Origin of the sequence: Azospirillum cavernae (assembly GCF_003590795.1) — a bacterium.
Classification (GTDB): Bacteria; Pseudomonadota; Alphaproteobacteria; order Azospirillales; family Azospirillaceae; genus Azospirillum; species Azospirillum cavernae.
This window is the reverse complement of record NZ_QYUL01000002.1, coordinates 435,390-453,632: the sequence shown is the minus strand read 5'-3', so window position 1 is coordinate 453,632 and position 18,243 is coordinate 435,390. Positions and strand designations below refer to the sequence as shown.

Annotated in this window: 14 protein-coding genes; 8 read left to right on the top strand and 6 right to left on the bottom strand. The window is 69.3% G+C overall.

Features of this window, described 5'->3' with window-relative positions; all coding sequences use genetic code 11:
- Positions 1 to 38 precede the first annotated feature (38 nt).
- Positions 39 to 1,535, top strand: coding sequence for an L-piperidine-6-carboxylate dehydrogenase (gene amaB, locus D3877_RS13520; protein WP_119832435.1), 1,497 nt, complete (start codon positions 39 to 41; stop codon positions 1,533 to 1,535).
- 61 nt (positions 1,536 to 1,596) lie between these two features.
- Here amaB and xdhC read toward each other — a convergent pair whose 3' ends face one another.
- The 3 genes from xdhC to xdhA are packed head-to-tail and all read right to left on the bottom strand — an operon-like array spanning position 1,597 to position 6,243.
- Positions 1,597 to 2,427, bottom strand: coding sequence for a xanthine dehydrogenase accessory protein XdhC (gene xdhC, locus D3877_RS13515; RefSeq protein ID WP_119831309.1), 831 nt, complete (start codon positions 2,425 to 2,427; stop codon positions 1,597 to 1,599).
- Positions 2,427 to 4,775, bottom strand: coding sequence for a xanthine dehydrogenase molybdopterin binding subunit (xdhB, locus tag D3877_RS13510; protein ID WP_119831308.1), 2,349 nt, complete (start codon positions 4,773 to 4,775; stop codon positions 2,427 to 2,429). The genes xdhC and xdhB overlap by 1 nt, the downstream gene beginning before the upstream one ends.
- Positions 4,768 to 6,243, bottom strand: a complete 1,476-nt coding sequence (xdhA, locus tag D3877_RS13505; RefSeq protein WP_119831307.1) for a xanthine dehydrogenase small subunit — start codon at positions 6,241 to 6,243, stop codon at positions 4,768 to 4,770. Before xdhA ends, xdhB begins: the two co-directional genes overlap by 8 nt.
- A 268-nt stretch (positions 6,244 to 6,511) precedes the next feature.
- On the opposite strand from xdhA, the gene D3877_RS13500 reads away from it, so the two are divergent.
- The 5 genes from D3877_RS13500 (at position 6,512) to D3877_RS13480 (ending at position 10,996) form a co-directional block, all read left to right on the top strand.
- On the top strand, positions 6,512 to 7,861 hold the full coding sequence (locus D3877_RS13500) for an ATP-binding cassette domain-containing protein (protein ID WP_119831306.1): 1,350 nt from the start codon (positions 6,512 to 6,514) through the stop codon (positions 7,859 to 7,861).
- Between the two features lie 102 nt (positions 7,862 to 7,963).
- Complete coding sequence (locus tag D3877_RS13495; protein WP_119831305.1) at positions 7,964 to 8,791, top strand: IclR family transcriptional regulator; 828 nt, start codon at positions 7,964 to 7,966, stop codon at positions 8,789 to 8,791.
- A complete protein-coding gene (locus D3877_RS13490) occupies positions 8,788 to 9,780 on the top strand; it encodes a 2-dehydro-3-deoxygalactonokinase (protein ID WP_119831304.1) in 993 nt (330 codons plus the stop codon). The genes D3877_RS13495 and D3877_RS13490 overlap by 4 nt, the downstream gene beginning before the upstream one ends.
- 54 nt (positions 9,781 to 9,834) lie before the next feature.
- On the top strand, positions 9,835 to 10,479 hold the full coding sequence (locus D3877_RS13485; protein ID WP_119831303.1) for a 2-dehydro-3-deoxy-6-phosphogalactonate aldolase: 645 nt from the start codon (positions 9,835 to 9,837) through the stop codon (positions 10,477 to 10,479).
- 91 nt (positions 10,480 to 10,570) lie between these two features.
- Positions 10,571 to 10,996 carry an Lrp/AsnC family transcriptional regulator gene (locus D3877_RS13480; protein ID WP_119831302.1) on the top strand — a complete coding sequence of 142 codons (426 nt, stop codon included), beginning with the start codon at positions 10,571 to 10,573 and terminating at the stop codon, positions 10,994 to 10,996.
- A gap of 16 nt (positions 10,997 to 11,012) precedes the next feature.
- Here the strand turns inward: D3877_RS13480 and D3877_RS13475 are convergent, their stop codons facing one another.
- Positions 11,013 to 11,321 carry a hypothetical protein gene (locus D3877_RS13475; protein ID WP_119831301.1) on the bottom strand — a complete coding sequence of 103 codons (309 nt, stop codon included), beginning with the start codon at positions 11,319 to 11,321 and terminating at the stop codon, positions 11,013 to 11,015.
- A gap of 117 nt (positions 11,322 to 11,438) precedes the next feature.
- Positions 11,439 to 13,493: an NADPH-dependent 2,4-dienoyl-CoA reductase gene (locus D3877_RS13470; RefSeq protein WP_238474876.1), complete on the bottom strand. Its 2,055-nt coding sequence runs from the start codon at positions 13,491 to 13,493 to the stop codon at positions 11,439 to 11,441.
- A gap of 204 nt (positions 13,494 to 13,697) precedes the next feature.
- Between D3877_RS13470 and D3877_RS13465 the strand changes: the two genes are divergently transcribed.
- Positions 13,698 to 14,981: a glycerate kinase type-2 family protein gene (locus D3877_RS13465; RefSeq protein WP_119831300.1), complete on the top strand. Its 1,284-nt coding sequence runs from the start codon at positions 13,698 to 13,700 to the stop codon at positions 14,979 to 14,981.
- A 274-nt stretch (positions 14,982 to 15,255) separates the two neighbouring features.
- A complete protein-coding gene (locus D3877_RS13460; protein WP_119831299.1) occupies positions 15,256 to 16,944 on the top strand; it encodes a methyl-accepting chemotaxis protein in 1,689 nt (562 codons plus the stop codon).
- A gap of 86 nt (positions 16,945 to 17,030) precedes the next feature.
- Here the strand turns inward: D3877_RS13460 and D3877_RS13455 are convergent, their stop codons facing one another.
- Positions 17,031 to 18,236: an ABC transporter substrate-binding protein gene (locus D3877_RS13455; protein ID WP_119831298.1), complete on the bottom strand. Its 1,206-nt coding sequence runs from the start codon at positions 18,234 to 18,236 to the stop codon at positions 17,031 to 17,033.
- Between the last annotated feature and the right edge of the window lie 7 nt (positions 18,237 to 18,243).

Sequence of the window (18,243 nt, the reverse complement as noted above, 5' to 3'; positions counted from 1 at the left end):
ACGCGACGCGCAAAGTTTTGTCAGAAGGAACCATCCCGGTGCAGCACAGCGACATCCTTTCCCGTTTCGGCCTCACTTCCTCGACCGGCGCCGGTCTGACCGCGCGGTCGCCGGTGGACGGCGCGACGCTCGCCACCGTGGCGGAAACCGATCCGGCGCTGGTGCCGGACCTCGTCGCCAACGCCGCCCGCGCGTTCGAGGCGTGGCGCACCGTTCCCGCCCCGCGCCGGGGCGAGTTGGTCCGCCTGCTGGGCGAGGAGTTGCGCGCCGCCAAGGAGGATCTGGGCCGTCTGGTGTCGCTGGAAGCCGGAAAGATCTATCAGGAAGGTCTGGGCGAAGTTCAGGAGATGATCGACATCTGCGACTTCGCCGTCGGCCTGTCGCGCCAGCTTTACGGCCTGACCATCGCGTCGGAGCGTCCGGGCCACGCGATGCGCGAGACCTGGCACCCGACGGGTCCGTGTCTGGTCATCTCCGCCTTCAACTTCCCGGTGGCGGTGTGGTCGTGGAACGCCGCGCTGGCGCTGGTTTGCGGCGATCCGGTGATCTGGAAGCCGTCGGAAAAGACCCCGCTGACCGCCGCCGCCTGTCAGGTGATTTTCGAGCGCGCCGTCGCCCGCTTCGGCGACGCCCCGGCCCATCTTAATCAGGTCGTCCAGGGCGGTCGCGCCGTGGGCGAGGCGCTGGTCGCCCATCCCGGCCTGCCGATCGTCTCGGCCACCGGCTCCACCCGCATGGGCCGCGAGGTCGCCAAGCTGGTGGCCGAACGCTTCGGGCGCAGCATTCTGGAGTTGGGCGGCAACAACGCGATGATCGTCGCGCCGTCCGCCGATCTCGACATGGCCTTGCGCGCCATCCTGTTTTCCGCCGTCGGCACCTGCGGCCAGCGCTGCACCACGCTGCGCCGCCTGATCGTCCACAAGGACGTCGCGCCGACGCTGTTGCTGCGCCTGAAGGCCGCCTACGCCTCCGTTCCCATCGGCAGCCCGCTGGAGTCCGGCGTGCTGATGGGTCCGTTGGTCGATTCCGACGCCTTCGCCGCCATGCAGACCGCGCTGACCAAGGCCAAGGCCGAGGGCGGCGTGGTGACGGGCGGCGAACGCACGCTGACCGACCGTTTCCCCAACGGCTATTACGTCACCCCGGCCATCGTCGAGATGCCCGGCCAGACCGACGTCGTCCGCCACGAAACCTTCGCGCCGATCCTCTACGTCCTGACCTATGAGACGCTGGAGGAGGCCATCGCCTTGCAGAACGGCGTTCCGCAGGGCCTGTCCTCCTGCATCTTCTCCACCGACCTGCGCGAAGCCGAACGCTTCCTGTCGGCGGCGGGGTCGGATTGCGGCATCGCCAACGTCAACATCGGCCCGAGCGGCGCCGAAATCGGCGGCGCCTTCGGCGGCGAAAAGGAAACCGGCGGCGGTCGCGAATCCGGCTCCGACGCCTGGAAGGCCTACATGCGCCGCCAGACCGCGACGGTGAACTACTCGGCGGCGCTGCCGCTGGCCCAGGGCATCAAGTTCGATCTGGGCTGATTTCTGGGTTGATTGTGAGTCCGCCCCCTCGGCTTTCCGCTCCGGCGGTGGTCGAGGGGGCTTATGAACCGCGCGCGGCGAAGGCCACCAACAGCTCCGCCGCGACCAGGGCGGCGATGACCTCCGGGCGCTTGTCCCCGGTCAAGGCCGCGCCGATGGGGCAGGTCAGCCGCGACAGCAAGGCCGGATCACGCAAGGCTGGGTCATAGGCGCGGGCGGCGCTCCAGCGCTCAAACCGGCTGCGCTTGGTGGCGGAGCCGATCAGACCGACATAGGCCGCGTCGCCCCGGCGCAGCGCCGCGTCGGTCAACTCGAAATCCAGGGCGTGGCTGTGGGTCAGCACCAGATAGCCCGCCCCGGCGGGGGCCTGGGCCAGATGGTCGAGCGGTCGGTCGGTGACGATTCGCTCGACTCCCGGCGGAATGACCTCGGGAAACTCGCCCGCGCGGGAATCGATCCAGCGCAGGCGCAGCGGCAACGGCGCGAAGGCCGTCGCCATCGCCTTTCCCACATGCCCGGCGCCGAACAGCAGCAAGGTCGGGCGGGCGTCCGCCGCGCGACGTTCCCCTTCGGCCAGCGCCAGGACCGTCGCGGCGTCGGCGCGTTCCAACGACAGCGCAACATGGCCGCCGCAGCATTGCCCGATGGCCGGACCCAGCGGCAGATCCAGCCGGTCGGCAGTGACGCCCTCGACCAGCATGGCGCGGGCGCGCTCCACCGCCGTCCATTCCAAGCGTCCGCCGCCGACGGTGCCGCGACTGTCATGCGCCGTCACCAGCATCGCCGCCCCGACCTCGCGCGGGGTTGAGCCGCGCGTTTCGGCCACCGTGACGAGAACCGCCGCCTCGCCGCGCGCCAGCCAGTCGGCCAGCGTCTCGGACAACCCGCCCATCAGACCCCGGCGGCGCGGGCGCGCAGCCGCCCGATGGTCGCCAACACCCGTTCCGGCGTGGCGGGCGCGTCAAGTTGCGGGCAGAAACGGTGATCGGCGACGCTGGCCACGGCGTCCGACAGCGCGTGCAACACCGACATCCCCAGCATGAAGGGCGGCTCGCCCACCGCCTTGGAGCGGAACACGCTGTCCTCGCGGTTGGGGGCGTTGTCGAGCAGGCGGACGTTGAACACGCGCGGACGGTCGCCGCAGGCCGGGATCTTATAGGTGCTGGGCGCGTGGGTGCGCAGGCGGCCCTGCCCGTCCCACCACAATTCCTCCATCGTCAGCCAGCCCATGCCCTGGACGAAGCCGCCCTCGATCTGGCCCTTGTCGATGGCCGGGTTCAGCGAGCGTCCGCAATCATGCAGAATGTCCACCCGGTCCACCACATACTCCCCGGTCAGCGTGTCCACTGTCACCTCGCTGCACGCCGCGCCATAGGCGTAATAAAAGAACGGCGTCCCCCGCCCCGCCGCGCGGTCCCAATGAATCTTCGGCGTCTTGTAAAAGCCGGTGGCCGACAGTTGCACCCGCGCCATGTAGGCGGCGCGGACCAGTTCGGGAAAGCTCATCGACTGGTCGCCCGCCTGGATTCGGCCCGGCGCGAAGACCACCGCGTCGGCGGCGACGCCCCAGCGTTCGGCGGCGAAGGCGGCCAGCCGCTCCTTGATGGCGCGGGCGGCGTTCTGCGCCGCCTTGCCGTTCAAATCGGTCCCCGAAGACGCGGCGGTGGCCGAGGTGTTGGGCACCTTGCCGGTGGTCGTCGCCGTCGGGCGGACCTGGGCGATGTCGATCTGGAATTCCTCGGCGACGATCTGGGCCACCTTGGTGTGCAGCCCCTGCCCCATCTCGGTCCCGCCGTGATTCACCTGGACGCTGCCGTCGGTGTAGACATGAACCAGCGCGCCCGCTTGGTTGTAATGGGTGGCGGTGAAGGAAATGCCGAACTTCACCGGAGTCAGCGCCAGCCCCTTTTTCAAGATCCGGCTGCGCGCGTTGTGGGCGCGGATGGCGGCCCGGCGCTCCCAATAACCGCAATCGGCTTCCAGCTCCGCCACCAGTTCAGGGATGATGTTGTCGGCGACGATCTGGTGATAGGGGGTGAGGTTGCGGTCCTCCACGCCGTAGAAATTGCGCTTGCGGATGGTCAAGGGATCCGCGCCCAGCGCGAAGGCGATCTCGTCGATCACCCGTTCCGCCGCGACCATGCCCTGCGGCCCGCCAAAGCCGCGAAAGGCGGTGTTCGACACCGTGTTGGTCTTCAGCGGCAGCGATTCCAGCCGGGCGGCGGGGTAGTGGTAGCAATTGTCGGCGTGGAACAGCGCGCGGTCCGTCACCGGCCCGGACAGGTCGGCGGCGTAGCCCGCCCGCGCGGCGAACAGCATCTCCACCCCGGTGACGAGGCCCTCGTCGGTGAAGCCCACCGCATAGTCGATCTCGAAGTCATGGCGCTTGCCGGTGATCTGGAAATCATCGTCGCGGTCGGGGCGCAGCTTGGCGGCGCGCCCGGTCTTTTTGGCGATCAGGGCGGCGCAGGCGGCAAACAGGTTGGCTTGCGTCTCCTTCCCGCCAAAGCCGCCGCCCATCCGCCGCACCTCCACCGTCACCGCCCCGTTGGGGACGTGCAGGATGTGGGCGACGATGTGCTGGACCTCCGTCGGGTGCTGGGTGGAGACATGGACCAGCACCTCCTCATCCTCGCCGGGGATCGCCAGGGCGATCTGGCTTTCCAGATAGAAATGCTCCTGCCCGCCGACCGCCAGCCGACCGTCGAGGCGGCGCGGCGCTTCGGCCAGCGCCGCCGCGCTGTCGCCCACCGTCAGGGTCATCGGCGCGGTGACGAGCGTCCGCTCGCCGTCGCGCGCGGCGGCGATGGTCAGGATGGCGGGCAAATCCTCATAGGTCACGTCGGCCAGCGCGGCGGCGCGGCGGGCTTGGTCGCGGGTGTGCGCGGCGACGGCGAACAGGGGTTGGCCGACATGCTGGACCAGATCGCTGGCGAACAGCGGCTCGTCGCCCTTGCCCATGTAACCAATGTCGTTGACGCCGGGCACGTCGGCGGCGGTGACGACGACCGCCACCCCCGGCGCGGCGCGCACCCGCGACAGGTCGAGCGCCGTGACGCGCGCGTGCGCCTTGGCGCTCAGCCCTAGCGCGACGTGCAGCAGCCCGGCGGGTTCGGCGATGTCGTCGATGTAAACCGCCTCGCCGCTGACATGCTTGTGCGCGCTTTCATGCGGACGCGGGGAGTGGACGGCCCCGTCGATGGCCGAGATGGTCGGGACGGGCAGAGCGGCGTCAGGCATGGGCAAGCCTCCGGTCGCCGACCAGACGCGTGTCGGCGTCGGGGTCGGTCGTCTCGACATAGAGCTTCAGCAGCAGGTTGGCCGCCACCTCGCTGCGGTAGGCGGCGCTGGCCCGCCAATCCGACAGCGGGGTGAAATCGCCGCGCAGCGCCGTCATCGCGGCGCGGACGTTGGCCTCGGTCCAGGGCAGGCCGATCAGCGCCGCTTCGGTGCCGCTGGCGCGCTTGGGCGTTCCGGCCATGCCGCCAAAGGCGGCGCGAAGGTCAGCCACCCGCCCGTCCGCGTCCAACCGCAGGCGGAAGGCGCCGCAGACGGCGGAAATGTCCTGGTCGAAGCGCTTGGCGATCTTGTAGGCGCGGAACCGCTCGCCCGGCTGCGGTTTGGGCAACAGGATGGCCTCGACAAACTCGCCCGGACGGCGGTCTTGCTGGCCATAGGCGAGGAAGAAGTCTTCCAGCGGCAAGACCCGCCGCTCCGACCCCCGCCGCAACCGGATCGACGCCCCCAGCGCGATCAGCGCGGGCGGGCTGTCGCCGATGGGGGAGCCGTTGGCGATGTTGCCGCCGATGGTGCCGACGTTGCGCACCTGCTCCGCGCCGATGCGGCGGATCAACTCGCCGAAATCCGGGTAGAGCGCTGCGATGGGCGCGGCGGCGTCGCGGTAGGTGACGCCCGCGCCGATCTCCAGCGCGTCGCCACGATCCACGACGCGGCGCAACTCCTGAACCCGCCCGGTGTAAAGCACGGTGGCGAGCACGCGCTGAAACTTCGTCACCCACAGCCCGACGTCGGTCGCCCCGGCGACGATGGTGGCGTCGGGGTTGGCGGCGTAGAGGTCGGCGAATTGATCCGCCGTGGCGGGGGCGAGAAAGCGGCGGCCCGCCGCGCCGACCGACAGGCAGTCGGCGTCGGCCAGCGCCGCCAGCCGCGCGGCGGTCGCGGCGCGGTCGGCGAAGCGGTCGGCCGCCCGGTCGCCCAACTCATACATGCGGCGCGCCGCCTGGACGATGGGTTCATAGCCGGTGCAGCGGCAGAGATTCCCGGCCAGCGCGTCGTTGATCCGCTCAGAGCCGGGGCGATCCTCGTTCAGATAGAGCGCGAACAGCGACAGGACGAAGCCCGGCGTGCAGAAGCCGCATTGCGAGCCGTGGCAATCGACCATCGCCTGTTGCGCCGGGTGCAGCGCGCCGTCCGGCCCGCGCAGATGCTCCACCGTCAACAACTGGCAACCGTCGAGCGTGGCGAGGAAGCGGATGCAGGCGTTCACCGCCTCATACCGCAGGGCGCCATCGGAATCGAGCCGCCCGACCACCACGGTGCAGGCCCCGCAATCGCCCTCCGCGCAGCCCTCCTTCGTGCCGGTGCGCCGCTGGTCCAGCCGCAGCCAGTCGAGAACCGTCAGGGTCGGATCAACGTCGCGGATCTCCCGCAACTCATCCCCCAGATAAAAGCGAAGGCTTTCGCGCATGGGCCGAATCCTGCTGGTTCGTTCGGGTGGCGGGGACGCTGCGACCCTTCCAGTGTTTCACCACCATGAACTGTCCACCAGATCGGCCCGGCTGAAAAGACTTTCAAACGATCACGAAAAGGGCGTGGTCAAAGAATGGGCAATGGCGGGGGGGGAGCCGTCTTGTGCGCCGCACACAATCATTATATCCTACTGAATATAGCGATTGCCGCAGCGGCGCCCCGCGCGGTTGGCGGGGTCATACTGGCGGGTTCAGAAAGGATTGGCGATGCAGCCTCCCATCCTCATCGTCGGGCAGGGGACCGCGTGGGTTCGGCTTGGCCGGATTCACTTGACGGCGGGGCAATGCGGGCTGATTTCCGGGCCGACCGGGACCGGCAAGACCTCGGTGTTGCAGGCGCTGGCGGGCGTCGCCGGGTGGGATGGCCGGGTGTTGGCGGTGGATGGCGGCGTCGCCGTGCCGGTGGGAACCGCCTGCCCCGTCGCCCTGGTCCCGCACATCGCTGAGACCGACGCCCCGCGCGGCGACGTGGCCGAAGCCGTCGGGCGGGCGCTGCGCGGGTTGCCGCTGAGCGAGGGGGAGCGGGAGCGGCGGATCGCCGGGGCGCTGGCTGACATGGGGCTGAGCGGCTTGGCGGCGCGCCGGGTGGACAGCCTGTCGATGGGGGAGCGGCACGGCGTCGCCATCGCCGCCGCGCTGGCCCGCGATCCGGCGGTTCTGCTGCTGGACGAGCCGTTCGCCGCCTTGGACCACGACGGCGTGCAACGGCTGCGCGCGGCGATCCGGCGGCGCTTGAGCGCGGGGAGGATCATCCTGCTGACCGCCCACGCGGAGGGCGCGGCGGTCGGGCTGTGCAGCGTCCATCTGCGCATGCCGCTTCCGCAGACAGCGGGCGCCGCCGCCTTGGCCTGGGCGGAGGAGCCGACGGATCCAAACATCCCCACCGCCGCCACAGCCGACGCCGGGCGGGCGGTGCTGCGGGCGCAGGATTTGCGAGTGCTGCGCGAGGATGGCGCGCCGTTGCTCGACCGGCTGACCCTGAGCGTGGCGGCGGGCGGGCGAACCCACATTTGCGGCCTGAACGGGGCGGGGAAAAGCACGCTTCTGCGCTGCCTGATCGGGGCAGCGCCGGTGGCGGGCGGCAGCGTCACCGTGATGGATGTGGACAACCCGGCGCCGCGCGACCTGCCGGGCCGGGTGGGCTTTCTGCCGCAAGAGCCGCCCCGGCATTTCTTTGGGGAAACCGTGCGGTCGGAGATCGGCTTCGCCCTGACCCGCGCCGGTCTGCGCCCGCCCGACCGGCGGCGGCGGGTCGAACAGGCGATCGACCGTTTCGGCCTCGCCCCACTGGCCGACCGCCCGCCGCAAGCGCTCAGCGCGGGGGAACGCCGGTTGGTGACTCTGGCCGGTCTGGTGGCCGGCACCCCCCGGCTTTTGCTGCTGGACGACCCGCTGCGCGGCCTGGACCCGGCCCGCGCCGCCCACGCCCTGGCCGTTCTGTCCGACATGGCCCGCGCCAGCGGAACCGCCATCCTGTCCACCAGCCACAACCCGCTGACCGGCTGGGCCGACCAAACCCTGCGCTTGCAGGACGGTCGCCTGCACAGGGCGGCGTGATCGACCCAATTATCTCATTATATGAGACATACGTTTACTATTTGACACAACACCACCCATCGCCCTAGCATCGCGCCATTCCTGGACGACGCGCGCCCCCCCATGACCGCCCCCATGACTCTTGACGACGCCGACAACGCCGACGCCCCCGCCAAGCCCGCCGGGACGCAGACCTTGCTGCGGGGGTTGACGCTGTTGGAATGCGTGGCGGCGGGGGTGGGGGACGTGAAGGGGATCGCGGCGCGGCTGGGAACCCCGCGCAGCACCACCCACCGGATGCTGACCAGTTTGGTCGCCGAAGGCTATCTGCACCACATCCCGCACAAGGGCTATCTGCTGGGGTCGAAGCTGATCCAACTGGGGCAGAAGGCGTTGGAGCAGCGCCCGCTGGTCGCCGTCGCCCGCCCGCGCATCGAGGCGTTGGCCCGCCAGACCGGCGACACCGTCCATCTTGGCGTGGCCGAGGGGGACGAGGTGTTTTATCTCGACAAGATCGCCGGAACGCGCGGGTTGGAGATGCGTTCGCGCGCCGGGCTGCGGATGCCGCTGGCCTCGACCGGGATCGGCAAGGCGTTGATGCTGGGGCTGGATCCGGCGCGTTGGGCCGGACTGCACGCGCGGGCCTGCCCGGAGGAGTCCGCCGCCCCCGCCACCCCCGCCGACCGGCCCCGCCCGCCGCCCTGGCCGGAATTCGCGGCGCGGATGGCCGATTACGCCGCCTGGGGCTGGGCCTTTGATCTGGAAGAGAATGAGTTGGGGATCCGCTGCGTCGCCGCCCCGGTGCGCGACGCGCGCGGCGGCGTGGCGGGGGCGATCAGCGTCGCCAGCGCCACCCCCTATATGCCCGACGACCGCATGCGCGCGCTTGGCCCCCTGGTCCGCGCGGCGGCGGACGCGATTTCCTGTGATTTGGGATGGACTGCGGCATGACCGACCATTTTGATTCCACCGGCTCCCCGGTTCTCGTCGCGCTGGATTGGGGAACCTCCAGCCTGCGCGGCTTTCTGATGGACGAGGCGGGCGGCGTGTTGGCCGAACGCGCCAGCCCGCACGGCATCCAACATCTGCCGCATCCCGGCGCGGCGGGGTTCGAGGCCGCCTTCGCCGCGCTGTGCGGCGATTGGCTGGCGGCCTGCCCGGATCTGCCGGTGGTGGCGGGCGGCATGGTCGGCAGCGCCCAGGGCTGGGTCGAGGCCCCCTATGTCCCCTGCCCGGCGGACGCCCGCAGTCTGGCCGACCACGCGGCGTGGGTGGAGGTCGCCGACGGGCGGCGTCTGCTGATCGCGCCGGGCGTGCTGTATGACCCGCCCGACGCCGCTCCCGACGTGATGCGGGGGGAAGAGGTGCAGATCGCGGGCGCGCTCGCCGAAAACCCGGCTTGGGCGGCCAGCGCCTGCGTCGCCATGCCCGGCACCCATTCCAAATGGGTGCGGGTCGCCGACGGCAAGATCGTCGGATTCGCCACCCACATGACCGGCGAGCTGTTCGCCGTGCTGAAAAACCACTCGCTGCTTGGGCGGCTGATGCCCGCCGAGGGCGTCGCCAGCCCGCAGGACGAGGCCGCCGCCTTCGCCCTGGGCCTGGACGCCGCCCGCGACGGCGAACCCGGCGCCCTGCCGCACCAACTCTTCGCCACCCGCACGCTCGGCCTGACCCGCCGCCTGCCGCCCGAGGCGTTGAGCCATTACCTGTCCGGCCTGTTGATCGGGCATGAGCTGACCGCCAGCCTCGCCATGACGCGGCGGGTTTGGCCAAACGGCGCTCCCTTGCTGTTGATCGGCGACGCCGGGCTGTGCCGCCGCTACGCCCGCGCGCTGGACCATTTCGGCGCGACCGTCACCGCCCAGCTTGGCAACACGGCCCCGCGCGGGCTGTTCCAATTCGCCGCCGCCGCCGGGCTGATCGCCGCCGCGCCCTGAGTCCCTGCGCCCACCCTTCGCCGCCCCTGCGGCTCCGCCCGAGGAAGCCTTTCCATGACCGACATCGCCACCCGCTTCGACCGCGCCTTTGCCACCCTGCCCCTGGTCGCCATTCTGCGCGGCCTGAAACCCGTCGAGGCCGAAGAGGTCGGGGTCACGCTCTACGACGCCGGGTTTCGCTTGATCGAGGTGCCGCTGAACTCGCCCGATCCCTTCGCCAGCATCGCCGCGATCCGCCGCCGCCTGCCGCCCGACGCGCTGGTCGGGGCCGGGACCGTGCTGACGGTGGAGGCGGTGGAGCGGCTGGCCGAAATCGGGGCCGATCTGGTGGTGATGCCGCACGCCGACACGGCGGTGATCCGCGCCGCCAAGGCCCATGGTCTGATCTGCACGCCCGGCGTCGCCACCGCGACGGAGGCCTTCGCCGCGCTCGCCGCCGGGGCCGACGCGCTGAAGCTGTTTCCGGCGGAGATGATTCCGCCCGCCATCGTCAAGGCCCTGCGCGCCGTGCTGCCGCGCGACCTGCGCCTGCTGCCGGTCGGCGGCGTCACCCCCGACACCATGCGCGCTTATGTGGACGCCGGAGCCGCCGGGTTCGGGCTGGGATCCGCGCTCTACAGCCCCGGCCTGCCGGTGGAGCACATCGCCGTGCGGGCCAAGCGCTTCGTCGAGGCTTGGGCGGCGCTGAACGCCGAATGACGGAACCGCCAAGCGGCCTTGCCGCTGGACGCACCGCCGGATATCAAGCGGGTCACGATCACCACCCCGCAGGACGCGACCCGGCACGCCCATGGACGATCTCGACCGCCAACTCATCGACCTGTTGACGTTGAACGCGCGCACCAGCACGGCGGCGCTGGGCCGCGCGCTGGGTTTGTCGCGCTCCACCGTGCAGGATCGCTTGGCGCGGCTGGAGCGGACGGGGGCCATCGCCGGTTACACGGTGCGGCTGGGCGATTCCGCGCCCCGGCGCGGCGTGTCGGCGCTGGTGATGATGACGGTCAACGCCAAGCTGGCCGACCGGGTGGTGCACGCCCTGCGCAAGATGCCGGAATTGACCCGCCTGCACAGCATCAGCGGCCAATATGACCTGTGCGCCACCGTCAGCGCCGACAGCCACGACGCGATGGACGCCGCGCTCGACGCCATCGGGCGGCTGCCGGGGGTGGAAAAAACGATGTCGTCCATCGTCCTCTCCACCAAAATGGAACGGTGAGTCCGCCGCGCGCGGCTTACTCCGCCTCCCCCTTCACATTGTTGATGGTGTCGTAGAGTTTTTGCAGATAGGCGAAGTCCGCCGCGAACAGATCCTCAATGACTTTGGTGTTTATCATGTCCAGCGTTCCCAAACGCACGATCACCCGCGACAGGAGGATGATGGTCAGATAGGCCGGGTTGGACTGCACCCGATGGTCTTTCAGCGGCAGAATCTCGTCGCCCGCCGTGGCCAGACGCATCACCCCGTCCTTGTGCAGCGCGCCGTCCGCGTCGCGGTAGCCGATGGGAAGCGTGAAGGGAACTTCCGTCGCAATGACGCTCATATCAGGACTCCTGGCAAGGCTCGGCGCGCGCGCCGCTGGCGTCGGGAGCATAGAACACACGGATCAAACACGCGATGGCCAGAACGCGCCGATAGATCACGCGCCGACCGTCCGCCGTCACAGCGTCGCCGCCAGCCGCACCCCCTGGTCAATCGCCCGCTTGGCGTCCAACTCCGCCGCCACGTCGGCCCCGCCGATCAGATGGACGCGGACGCCCGCCGCCTCCAGCGGGTGGCTCAGTTCGCGCAGCGGCTCCTGCCCGGTGCACAGGATGACGTTGTCCACCGCCAGCAATTGCGGCTTTTCGCGCTTCTCGCCAAAGCTGATGGTCAGGCCGTCGTCGTCGATGCGCTCGTAATTGACGCCGGACAGCGCCTCGACGCCCTTCATCTTCAACTGCGCCCGGTGGATCCAGCCGGTGGTTTTGCCCAAGCCCGCGCCCGGCTTGCTCGCCTTGCGCTGGAGCAGGGTGATCTGGCGTTCCGCCGGGGCGACGTGCGGGCGAATCCCGGCGACGCCGCCGCGCGCGGCGGACGGATCGCCCACGCCCCACTCCCGCCGCCAGAGGTCGATGTCCAGGCTGGGCGAGGGGCCGTCTTGGGACAGAAACTCGCAGATGTCGAAGCCGATGCCGCCCGCCCCCACCACGGCGACGCGGCGGCCCACCGGCTTGGCGTCGCGCAGCACGTCGATGTAGCTCAGCACCATCGGGTGCGACTGGCCGGGGATCTTCGGGTCGCGCGGGCGGACGCCGGTCGCCAGAACCACATCGTCGAAGCCGCCGCGCGCCAGCTCGTCCGCCGTCACCTTTTGGCCCAGATGCAGACGCACCCCGGTTTCGTCCAGCCGGTTGGCGAAGTAGCGCAGGGTCTCAAAGAACTCCTCCTTGCCGGGGATCCGCTTGGCCATGTTGAACTGGCCGCCGATCTCCGCCGCCGCGTCGAACAGATGCACCTCATGCCCGCGCGCCGCCAATTCGGTGGAGCAGCTCAAGCCCGCCGGGCCGGCGCCGACCACGGCGACGCGCTTGGCCCGCTTGGCCGGGCTGGCCGTCGGCAATTCGGTTTCGTGGCAGGCGCGCGGGTTGACCAGACAGCTCGCCAGCTTGCGCGAAAAAACGTGATCCAGACAGGCCTGGTTGCAGGCGATGCAGGTGTTGATCGCCTGCGGGCGGCCCGCCGCCGCCTTTTTGACGAACTCCGGGTCGGCCAGCAGCGGGCGGGCCATCGACACCATGTCGGCGCAGCCGTCGGCCAGAATGCCTTCGGCGACGTCGGGCGCGTTGATGCGGTTCGTGGTGCAGAGCGGGATCGACACCTCGCCCTTCAGCTTTTGCGTCACCCAGGCGAAGGCCCCGCGCGGCACGCTGGTGGCGATGGTGGGGACGCGGGCCTCGTGCCAGCCGATGCCGGTGTTGATGATGGTGGCGCCCGCCGCCTCGATCGCCTTGGCCAGTTGGACGACCTCCTCCCAACTGCTGCCGTCGGGGACAAGGTCGAGCATCGACAGGCGGAAGATGATGATGAAGTCGCGCCCGACCGCCTCGCGCATGCGCGAGACGATCTCCACCGGGAAGCGCATGCGGTTTTCGTAGGAACCGCCCCAGCGGTCGGTGCGCTGGTTGGTGTGCGTCACCAGGAACTGGTTGATGAGGTAGCCTTCCGACCCCATCACCTCGACCCCGTCATACCCGGCCTCGCGCGCCAGCGTGGCGCAGCGGACGAAGGCGCGGATCTGGCGCTCCACCCCCCGGTTGGTCAGCGCGCGCGGGGTGAAGGGGGTGATCGGCGATTTGATGCGGGAGGGCGCGACCGACAGCGGGCTGTGAGCGTAGCGCCCGGCGTGGAGGATTTGCAGGGCGATCTTGCCGCCCTCGGCATGAACCGCGTCGGTGATGATTCGGTGCGCCTGCGCCGTCGAATGACGGGCCAGGGTCGAGCCGAAGGGCGACAGCCAGCCTTCCACATTGGGCGCGAAGCCGCCCGTCACCATCAACCCGACCCCGCCGCGCGCCCGTTCGGCGAAATAGGCGGCCAGCTTGGGGAAGTCGCGGCGGCGGTCTTCCAGGCCGGTGTGCATCGACCCCATCAGCACGCGGTTTTTCAGCACCGTGAAGCCAAGATCGAGCGGGGCGAGCAGATGCGGGTAGGGGCTGGCGGCGGGCTGGCTCACGGGGCGATTCCTCCGGCGGACAAGGGCGCTCTTCATGGCGCTGGGATCACGGATCATCCGTGACGCGAAAGTTAGATGACGTTTACGTAAAGGTCAATTTCATTCCGTCGTGACAAGGTGGCGGCGTGGGTCGTCTCGCCATTTGCGTTCAAAGCGATCCGGTGCATTCTACCACGCCCAACCACCAGCCAAACCCGAGTCCGCATGACCGCCGACGCCCTGCTCCCCGACGCCCTGCTCCAGGATCTGTTCCAGGCCGCCTTGTCCGCCGTGACCGCCGACAGCCGGTTGCCCGCCGCCCTGCCGCCCCCGCCCAAGGGCCGCACCGTCGTGGTCGGGGCCGGGAAGGCCGCCGCCGCCATGGCGAAGGCGGTGGAGGATCATTGGCCGGGGCCGCTGTCCGGGCTGGTCGTCACCCGCTACGGCCATGATCTGCCGACCCGCCGGATCGAGGTGGTGCAGGCCAGCCACCCGGTGCCGGACGCGGCGGGGCAGGACGCGGCGGGGCGGATTCTGGAGATGGTCCAGGGGCTGACGGCGGATGATCTGGTGCTGTGCCTGATCTCCGGCGGCGGCTCCGCCCTGCTGGCCCTGCCCGCGCCCGGCGTGTCGCTGGAGGACAAGCGCGCGGTCGGCAAGGCGCTGCTGAAAAGCGGGGCCGACATCGCCGAGATGAATTGCGTGCGCAAGCATCTGTCGGCGATCAAGGGCGGACGGCTGGCGGCGGCGGCGCACCCGGCGCGGGTCGTGTCGCTGCTGGTGTCGGACGTGCCGGGCGACGACCCGTCGGTGATCGCCAGCGGCCCGACCGTGCCGGACCCGACCAGCGTCGCCGACGCCCGCGCCATTCTCGCCAAGCATGGCATCACCCCGCCGCCCGCCGTCGCCGCCTATTTGGACCAGGGGGCGGACGAGACGCCCAAGCCCGGTGATCCGCGTTTGGCGGGCGCCGTCACCACCATCATCGCCACCCCGCAAGACGCGCTGGAAGCGGCCGCGACGCTGGCCCGCGCGCGCGGCTTCGCCCCAATCATCCTGGGCGACGCCATCGAAGGCGAAGCGCGCGAGGTCGCCAAGGTCCATGCCGGAATCGCCCGCCAGATCGCCCGCCACGGCCAACCGGCGCCCGCCCCCGCCGTGATCCTGTCGGGCGGCGAAACCACGGTGACGGTGCGCGGCTCCGGGCGCGGCGGGCGCAACGTCGAATTCCTGCTGGCGCTCGCCGTGGCGCTGGGCGGCCATCCTGGAATCCACGCCGCCGCCTTCGACACCGACGGCATCGACGGGACGGAGGACAACGCCGGGGCCATCCTGCACCCCGACACGCTGGCGCGCGCCGCCGCCCTTGGCCTGGACGCCAAAGCCTTCCTGGCGAACAACGACGGCTACAGCTTTTTCAAGGCGTTGGGCGATCTGGTCGTCACCGGCCCGACGCGGACCAACGTCAACGACTTCCGGGTGATCTTGGTGGAACGCCCGACGACGTGACGCTCGGCAAGGCCGCGACGGAGGACGTTCCCATTCCGCCCGTCGCGGCCTGTCGGTTTTCGCATACTGAAAATGCATGCCCCAATATGCACTGCAATTTGCAGTTTCCACGGCAGGCCGCCGCCCTCAGCCGCTTGGAACGCCTCAACTTCGCATCATAAACACCTAATATTCAAGAATCTTGCAGCCCAACATTTTCCATCCACCCACTCGTGAAATTGGCGCGCTTTTTGCCTCCTTTTAGAGCACTCGCTAAAGCCAGAAAGAACCAGCCATGAAAACATTGTCTTTGAAAGCCAAGCTGATGGGTTTGGTCGCATTGACCACCCTGGCCGTCTTGACGGTGGCCGGTGGCGGGCTGTGGCTTAGCTACAAGCAAATGTACGAGGACCGCATCGCCAGCCTGCGCACCGTGGTTGAAACGGCGCATGGTCTGGCCACGGCTTTGGATGGCGAGGTGCAAAAGGGCGCGATGAGCCGCGACGAGGCGTTGACGCGCCTGCGCTTCACCCTCAACAGCATGCGGTACGGCGCGGACAAGAGCGACTACATCTTTGTCGCCGACATGGATGCTGTCAACATCGTCAACCCGGCGCGCCCCGACTTGGTGGGCAAATCCATGGCCCAGGTGAAGGATGGCAATGGCAAGCTCTTCGCCATTGAGATGGTCAACGTCGCCAAATCCCATGGCGAGGGCGTGGTCGAATACTCGTTTCCCCGCTCTGGCCAGACCGAACCCTCGCCCAAGGCGTCTTATGTGAAGAGCTTCACCCCTTGGAGCATGTTCATTTCCACCGGCGTGTATATGGATGATCTGCAAGCCGAATTCCGCCGCCACGCTCTGTGGTTGGCGCTCATCGTCGTTGGCTTCGCCCTGCCGGTGATCGCCGCCATCGCCTGGACCGGGCACAGCATCAGCGACGCGGTGCGCGGGTTGAGCGGCAAGATGGCGGCTCTGGCCGCCGGGCGCCTTGATCTGTCCTTTCCAGAAGCCGGGCGCGGCGATGAAATCGGCGAAATGGGCCGCGCGGTCCAGGTGTTTCAGGACAACGCCGTCGCCAAACAACGGCTGGAAGCCGAACAGGTCGCCGCCGAACAGCGCGCCGTCGCCGAAAAGCGCCAGTCGATGGAGCGCCTGGCCTCGACCTTTGAATGCACCGTCGGCGGCGTGATCCGCTCGGTCGCCGAAAAGACCGCGTCGATGGAACAGCAGGCCCGCGCCATAACCGAAGCCACGGCGGAAACCGACCGGCTGGCCGCCGCCGTGTCGGCGGCGACCGAACAGACGGCGGTGAACGTGCAGACGGTGGCGTCGGCATCCGAAGAACTCGCCGCCTCGATCAACGAGATTTCCTCGCAGGTCGCCAAATCCAGCGCCATGGCGGCGACGGCGGAGCATCAGGCCGAACGCGCCAACAGCCGCATCGCCGGGTTGGCGCAGGCGGTGGAACGCATCGGCGCGGTGGTCGATCTCATCAACTCCATCGCCAGCCAGACCAATCTGTTGGCGCTGAACGCCACCATCGAAGCGGCCCGCGCCGGAGAGGCCGGCAAGGGATTCGCCGTCGTCGCGTCTGAGGTCAAGCAACTGGCCAGCCAAACCGCCAAGGCGACGGAGGAAATCGCCGCCCATGTGGCGGGCGTGCAATCGGCGACCGGCGAAACTGTGACCGAAATCAACAGCGTCGCCAACGTCATCACCCAGCTCAACCAGATCGCCGGGTCCATCGCCTCGGCGGTCGAGGAGCAGGGCGCCGCCACCCGCGAAATCGCCCGGAACATCCAGCAGGCGGCCAGCGGCACGAACGAGGTGTCGGCCTCCATCGTCGGCGTCACCGCGTCCGCCGATCAAAGCGGCAAGGTCGCCCGCGAGGTGCTCGACGCCTTCCAACATCTGTCCCAACAGACCGGAACCTTGCGGACCGAGGTCAGCGGCTTCCTCAACACCGTGCGGGCCGCCTGATTCCATCCGCCTGATTCCATCCATCAGCGACCCACGCCGCCCGCGCCGGGAGACCATCCCGGCGCGGGCGGCTTTCCTTGCGCCGATCAATTCGCCAGCGGACAACCGCCCTTGTCCAAGGGGCGAAAGGCCTGATCGCCGGGAATGGTCTTCAGAACCTTGCTGTAATCCCACGGGCCGGTCGATTCCGCCGGGGTCTTCACCTGCATCAGATACATGTCGTGAACCATGCGGCCATCGACGCGCAAACGCCCACCCTTGGCGAAGGCGTCGTTGACCGGGGTGTCCCGCATTTGGGCCATCACCGTTCCGGCCTCGTCGCTGCCCGTCGCCTGGACCGCCTTCAGATAATGGCGCACCGCCGAATAGCTGCCAGTTTGGAGCATGCTGGGCATCCGCCCGGTCTTGGTCCGGAAGGCGGCGGCGAAGGCCCGGCTGTCGTCGTCGCGGTTGGGATCCCAGCCGTCCATCATCACCAAGCCTTGCGCCGCCGCCAGCCCCAGCGAATGGATGTCGGTCGGGAACATCAACAGGCTGGCGAGGGTCTGTCCGCTTTGGGTCAGGCCGAACTCCTGCGCCTGCTTGATCGCGTTGGTGGTGTCGCCCCCGGCGTTGGCGAGCGCCACGACCTTCGCCTTCGACGCCTGGGCCTGCAAAATATAGGAGGAGAAATCGGCGCTGTTCAGCGGGTGCCGCACCGCGCCCAGCACCGTGGCGCCGTTGTCCTTCAGCACCGCCGTCAGATCTTTTTCCAGCGCGTGGCCAAAGGCGTAATCGACGGTCAGGAAATACCAGCTCCCGCCCAGCGCCTTGACGCCCGCCGTCCCCATGCCTTGGGCCAGCGCGTAGGTGTCGTAGGTCCATTGCGCGGTGGTCGGGGAACAGGATGTCCCGGTCAATTGCGCCGCGCCGCCGCCGGAAATCAGGAACACGCGGTTCTTGCGCCGAGTGATCTCCTGCACCGCAAGCGCCACCGACGAGGTGGGAACGTCAACGACCACGTCCACCTGCTGGGAGTCGATCCAGGCGTTGACCAGCGCCGCGCCGACGTCGGGCTTGTTCTGGTGGTCGGCGAAGACGATTTCGATCGGCTTGCCGCCGACCACGCCGCCGAACTCGGCCACCGCCATGCGCACCGCCTCGACCGATCCCAGCCCGGTCGGGTCGGCGTAAGGGCCGGTCATGTCGTTGAGCACGGCGATTTTGACCCGATCATCCGAGATCTCGGCGCGCGCCGCTCCCGCCAGCGCCACCAGCGCGCAGGCGCCAACCGCCAAAAGAATCCGCGTCATGAAGCAT

Coding starts and splice junctions, on each gene's coding strand:
- D3877_RS13495 (WP_119831305.1), top strand. CDS start 7,964: ATGACCGCCCCCATGACTCTTGACGACGCCGACAACGCCGACGCCCCC.
- xdhC (WP_119831309.1), bottom strand. CDS start 2,427: ATGGGCGGGTTGTCCGAGACGCTGGCCGACTGGCTGGCGCGCGGCGAG.
- D3877_RS13480 (WP_119831302.1), top strand. CDS start 10,571: ATGGACGATCTCGACCGCCAACTCATCGACCTGTTGACGTTGAACGCG.
- D3877_RS13455 (WP_119831298.1), bottom strand. CDS start 18,236: ATGACGCGGATTCTTTTGGCGGTTGGCGCCTGCGCGCTGGTGGCGCTG.
- D3877_RS13475 (WP_119831301.1), bottom strand. CDS start 11,321: ATGAGCGTCATTGCGACGGAAGTTCCCTTCACGCTTCCCATCGGCTAC.
- D3877_RS13490 (WP_119831304.1), top strand. CDS start 8,788: ATGACCGACCATTTTGATTCCACCGGCTCCCCGGTTCTCGTCGCGCTG.
- D3877_RS13460 (WP_119831299.1), top strand. CDS start 15,256: ATGAAAACATTGTCTTTGAAAGCCAAGCTGATGGGTTTGGTCGCATTG.
- D3877_RS13500 (WP_119831306.1), top strand. CDS start 6,512: ATGCAGCCTCCCATCCTCATCGTCGGGCAGGGGACCGCGTGGGTTCGG.
- xdhB (WP_119831308.1), bottom strand. CDS start 4,775: ATGCCTGACGCCGCTCTGCCCGTCCCGACCATCTCGGCCATCGACGGG.
- D3877_RS13465 (WP_119831300.1), top strand. CDS start 13,698: ATGACCGCCGACGCCCTGCTCCCCGACGCCCTGCTCCAGGATCTGTTC.
- xdhA (WP_119831307.1), bottom strand. CDS start 6,243: ATGCGCGAAAGCCTTCGCTTTTATCTGGGGGATGAGTTGCGGGAGATC.
- D3877_RS13485 (WP_119831303.1), top strand. CDS start 9,835: ATGACCGACATCGCCACCCGCTTCGACCGCGCCTTTGCCACCCTGCCC.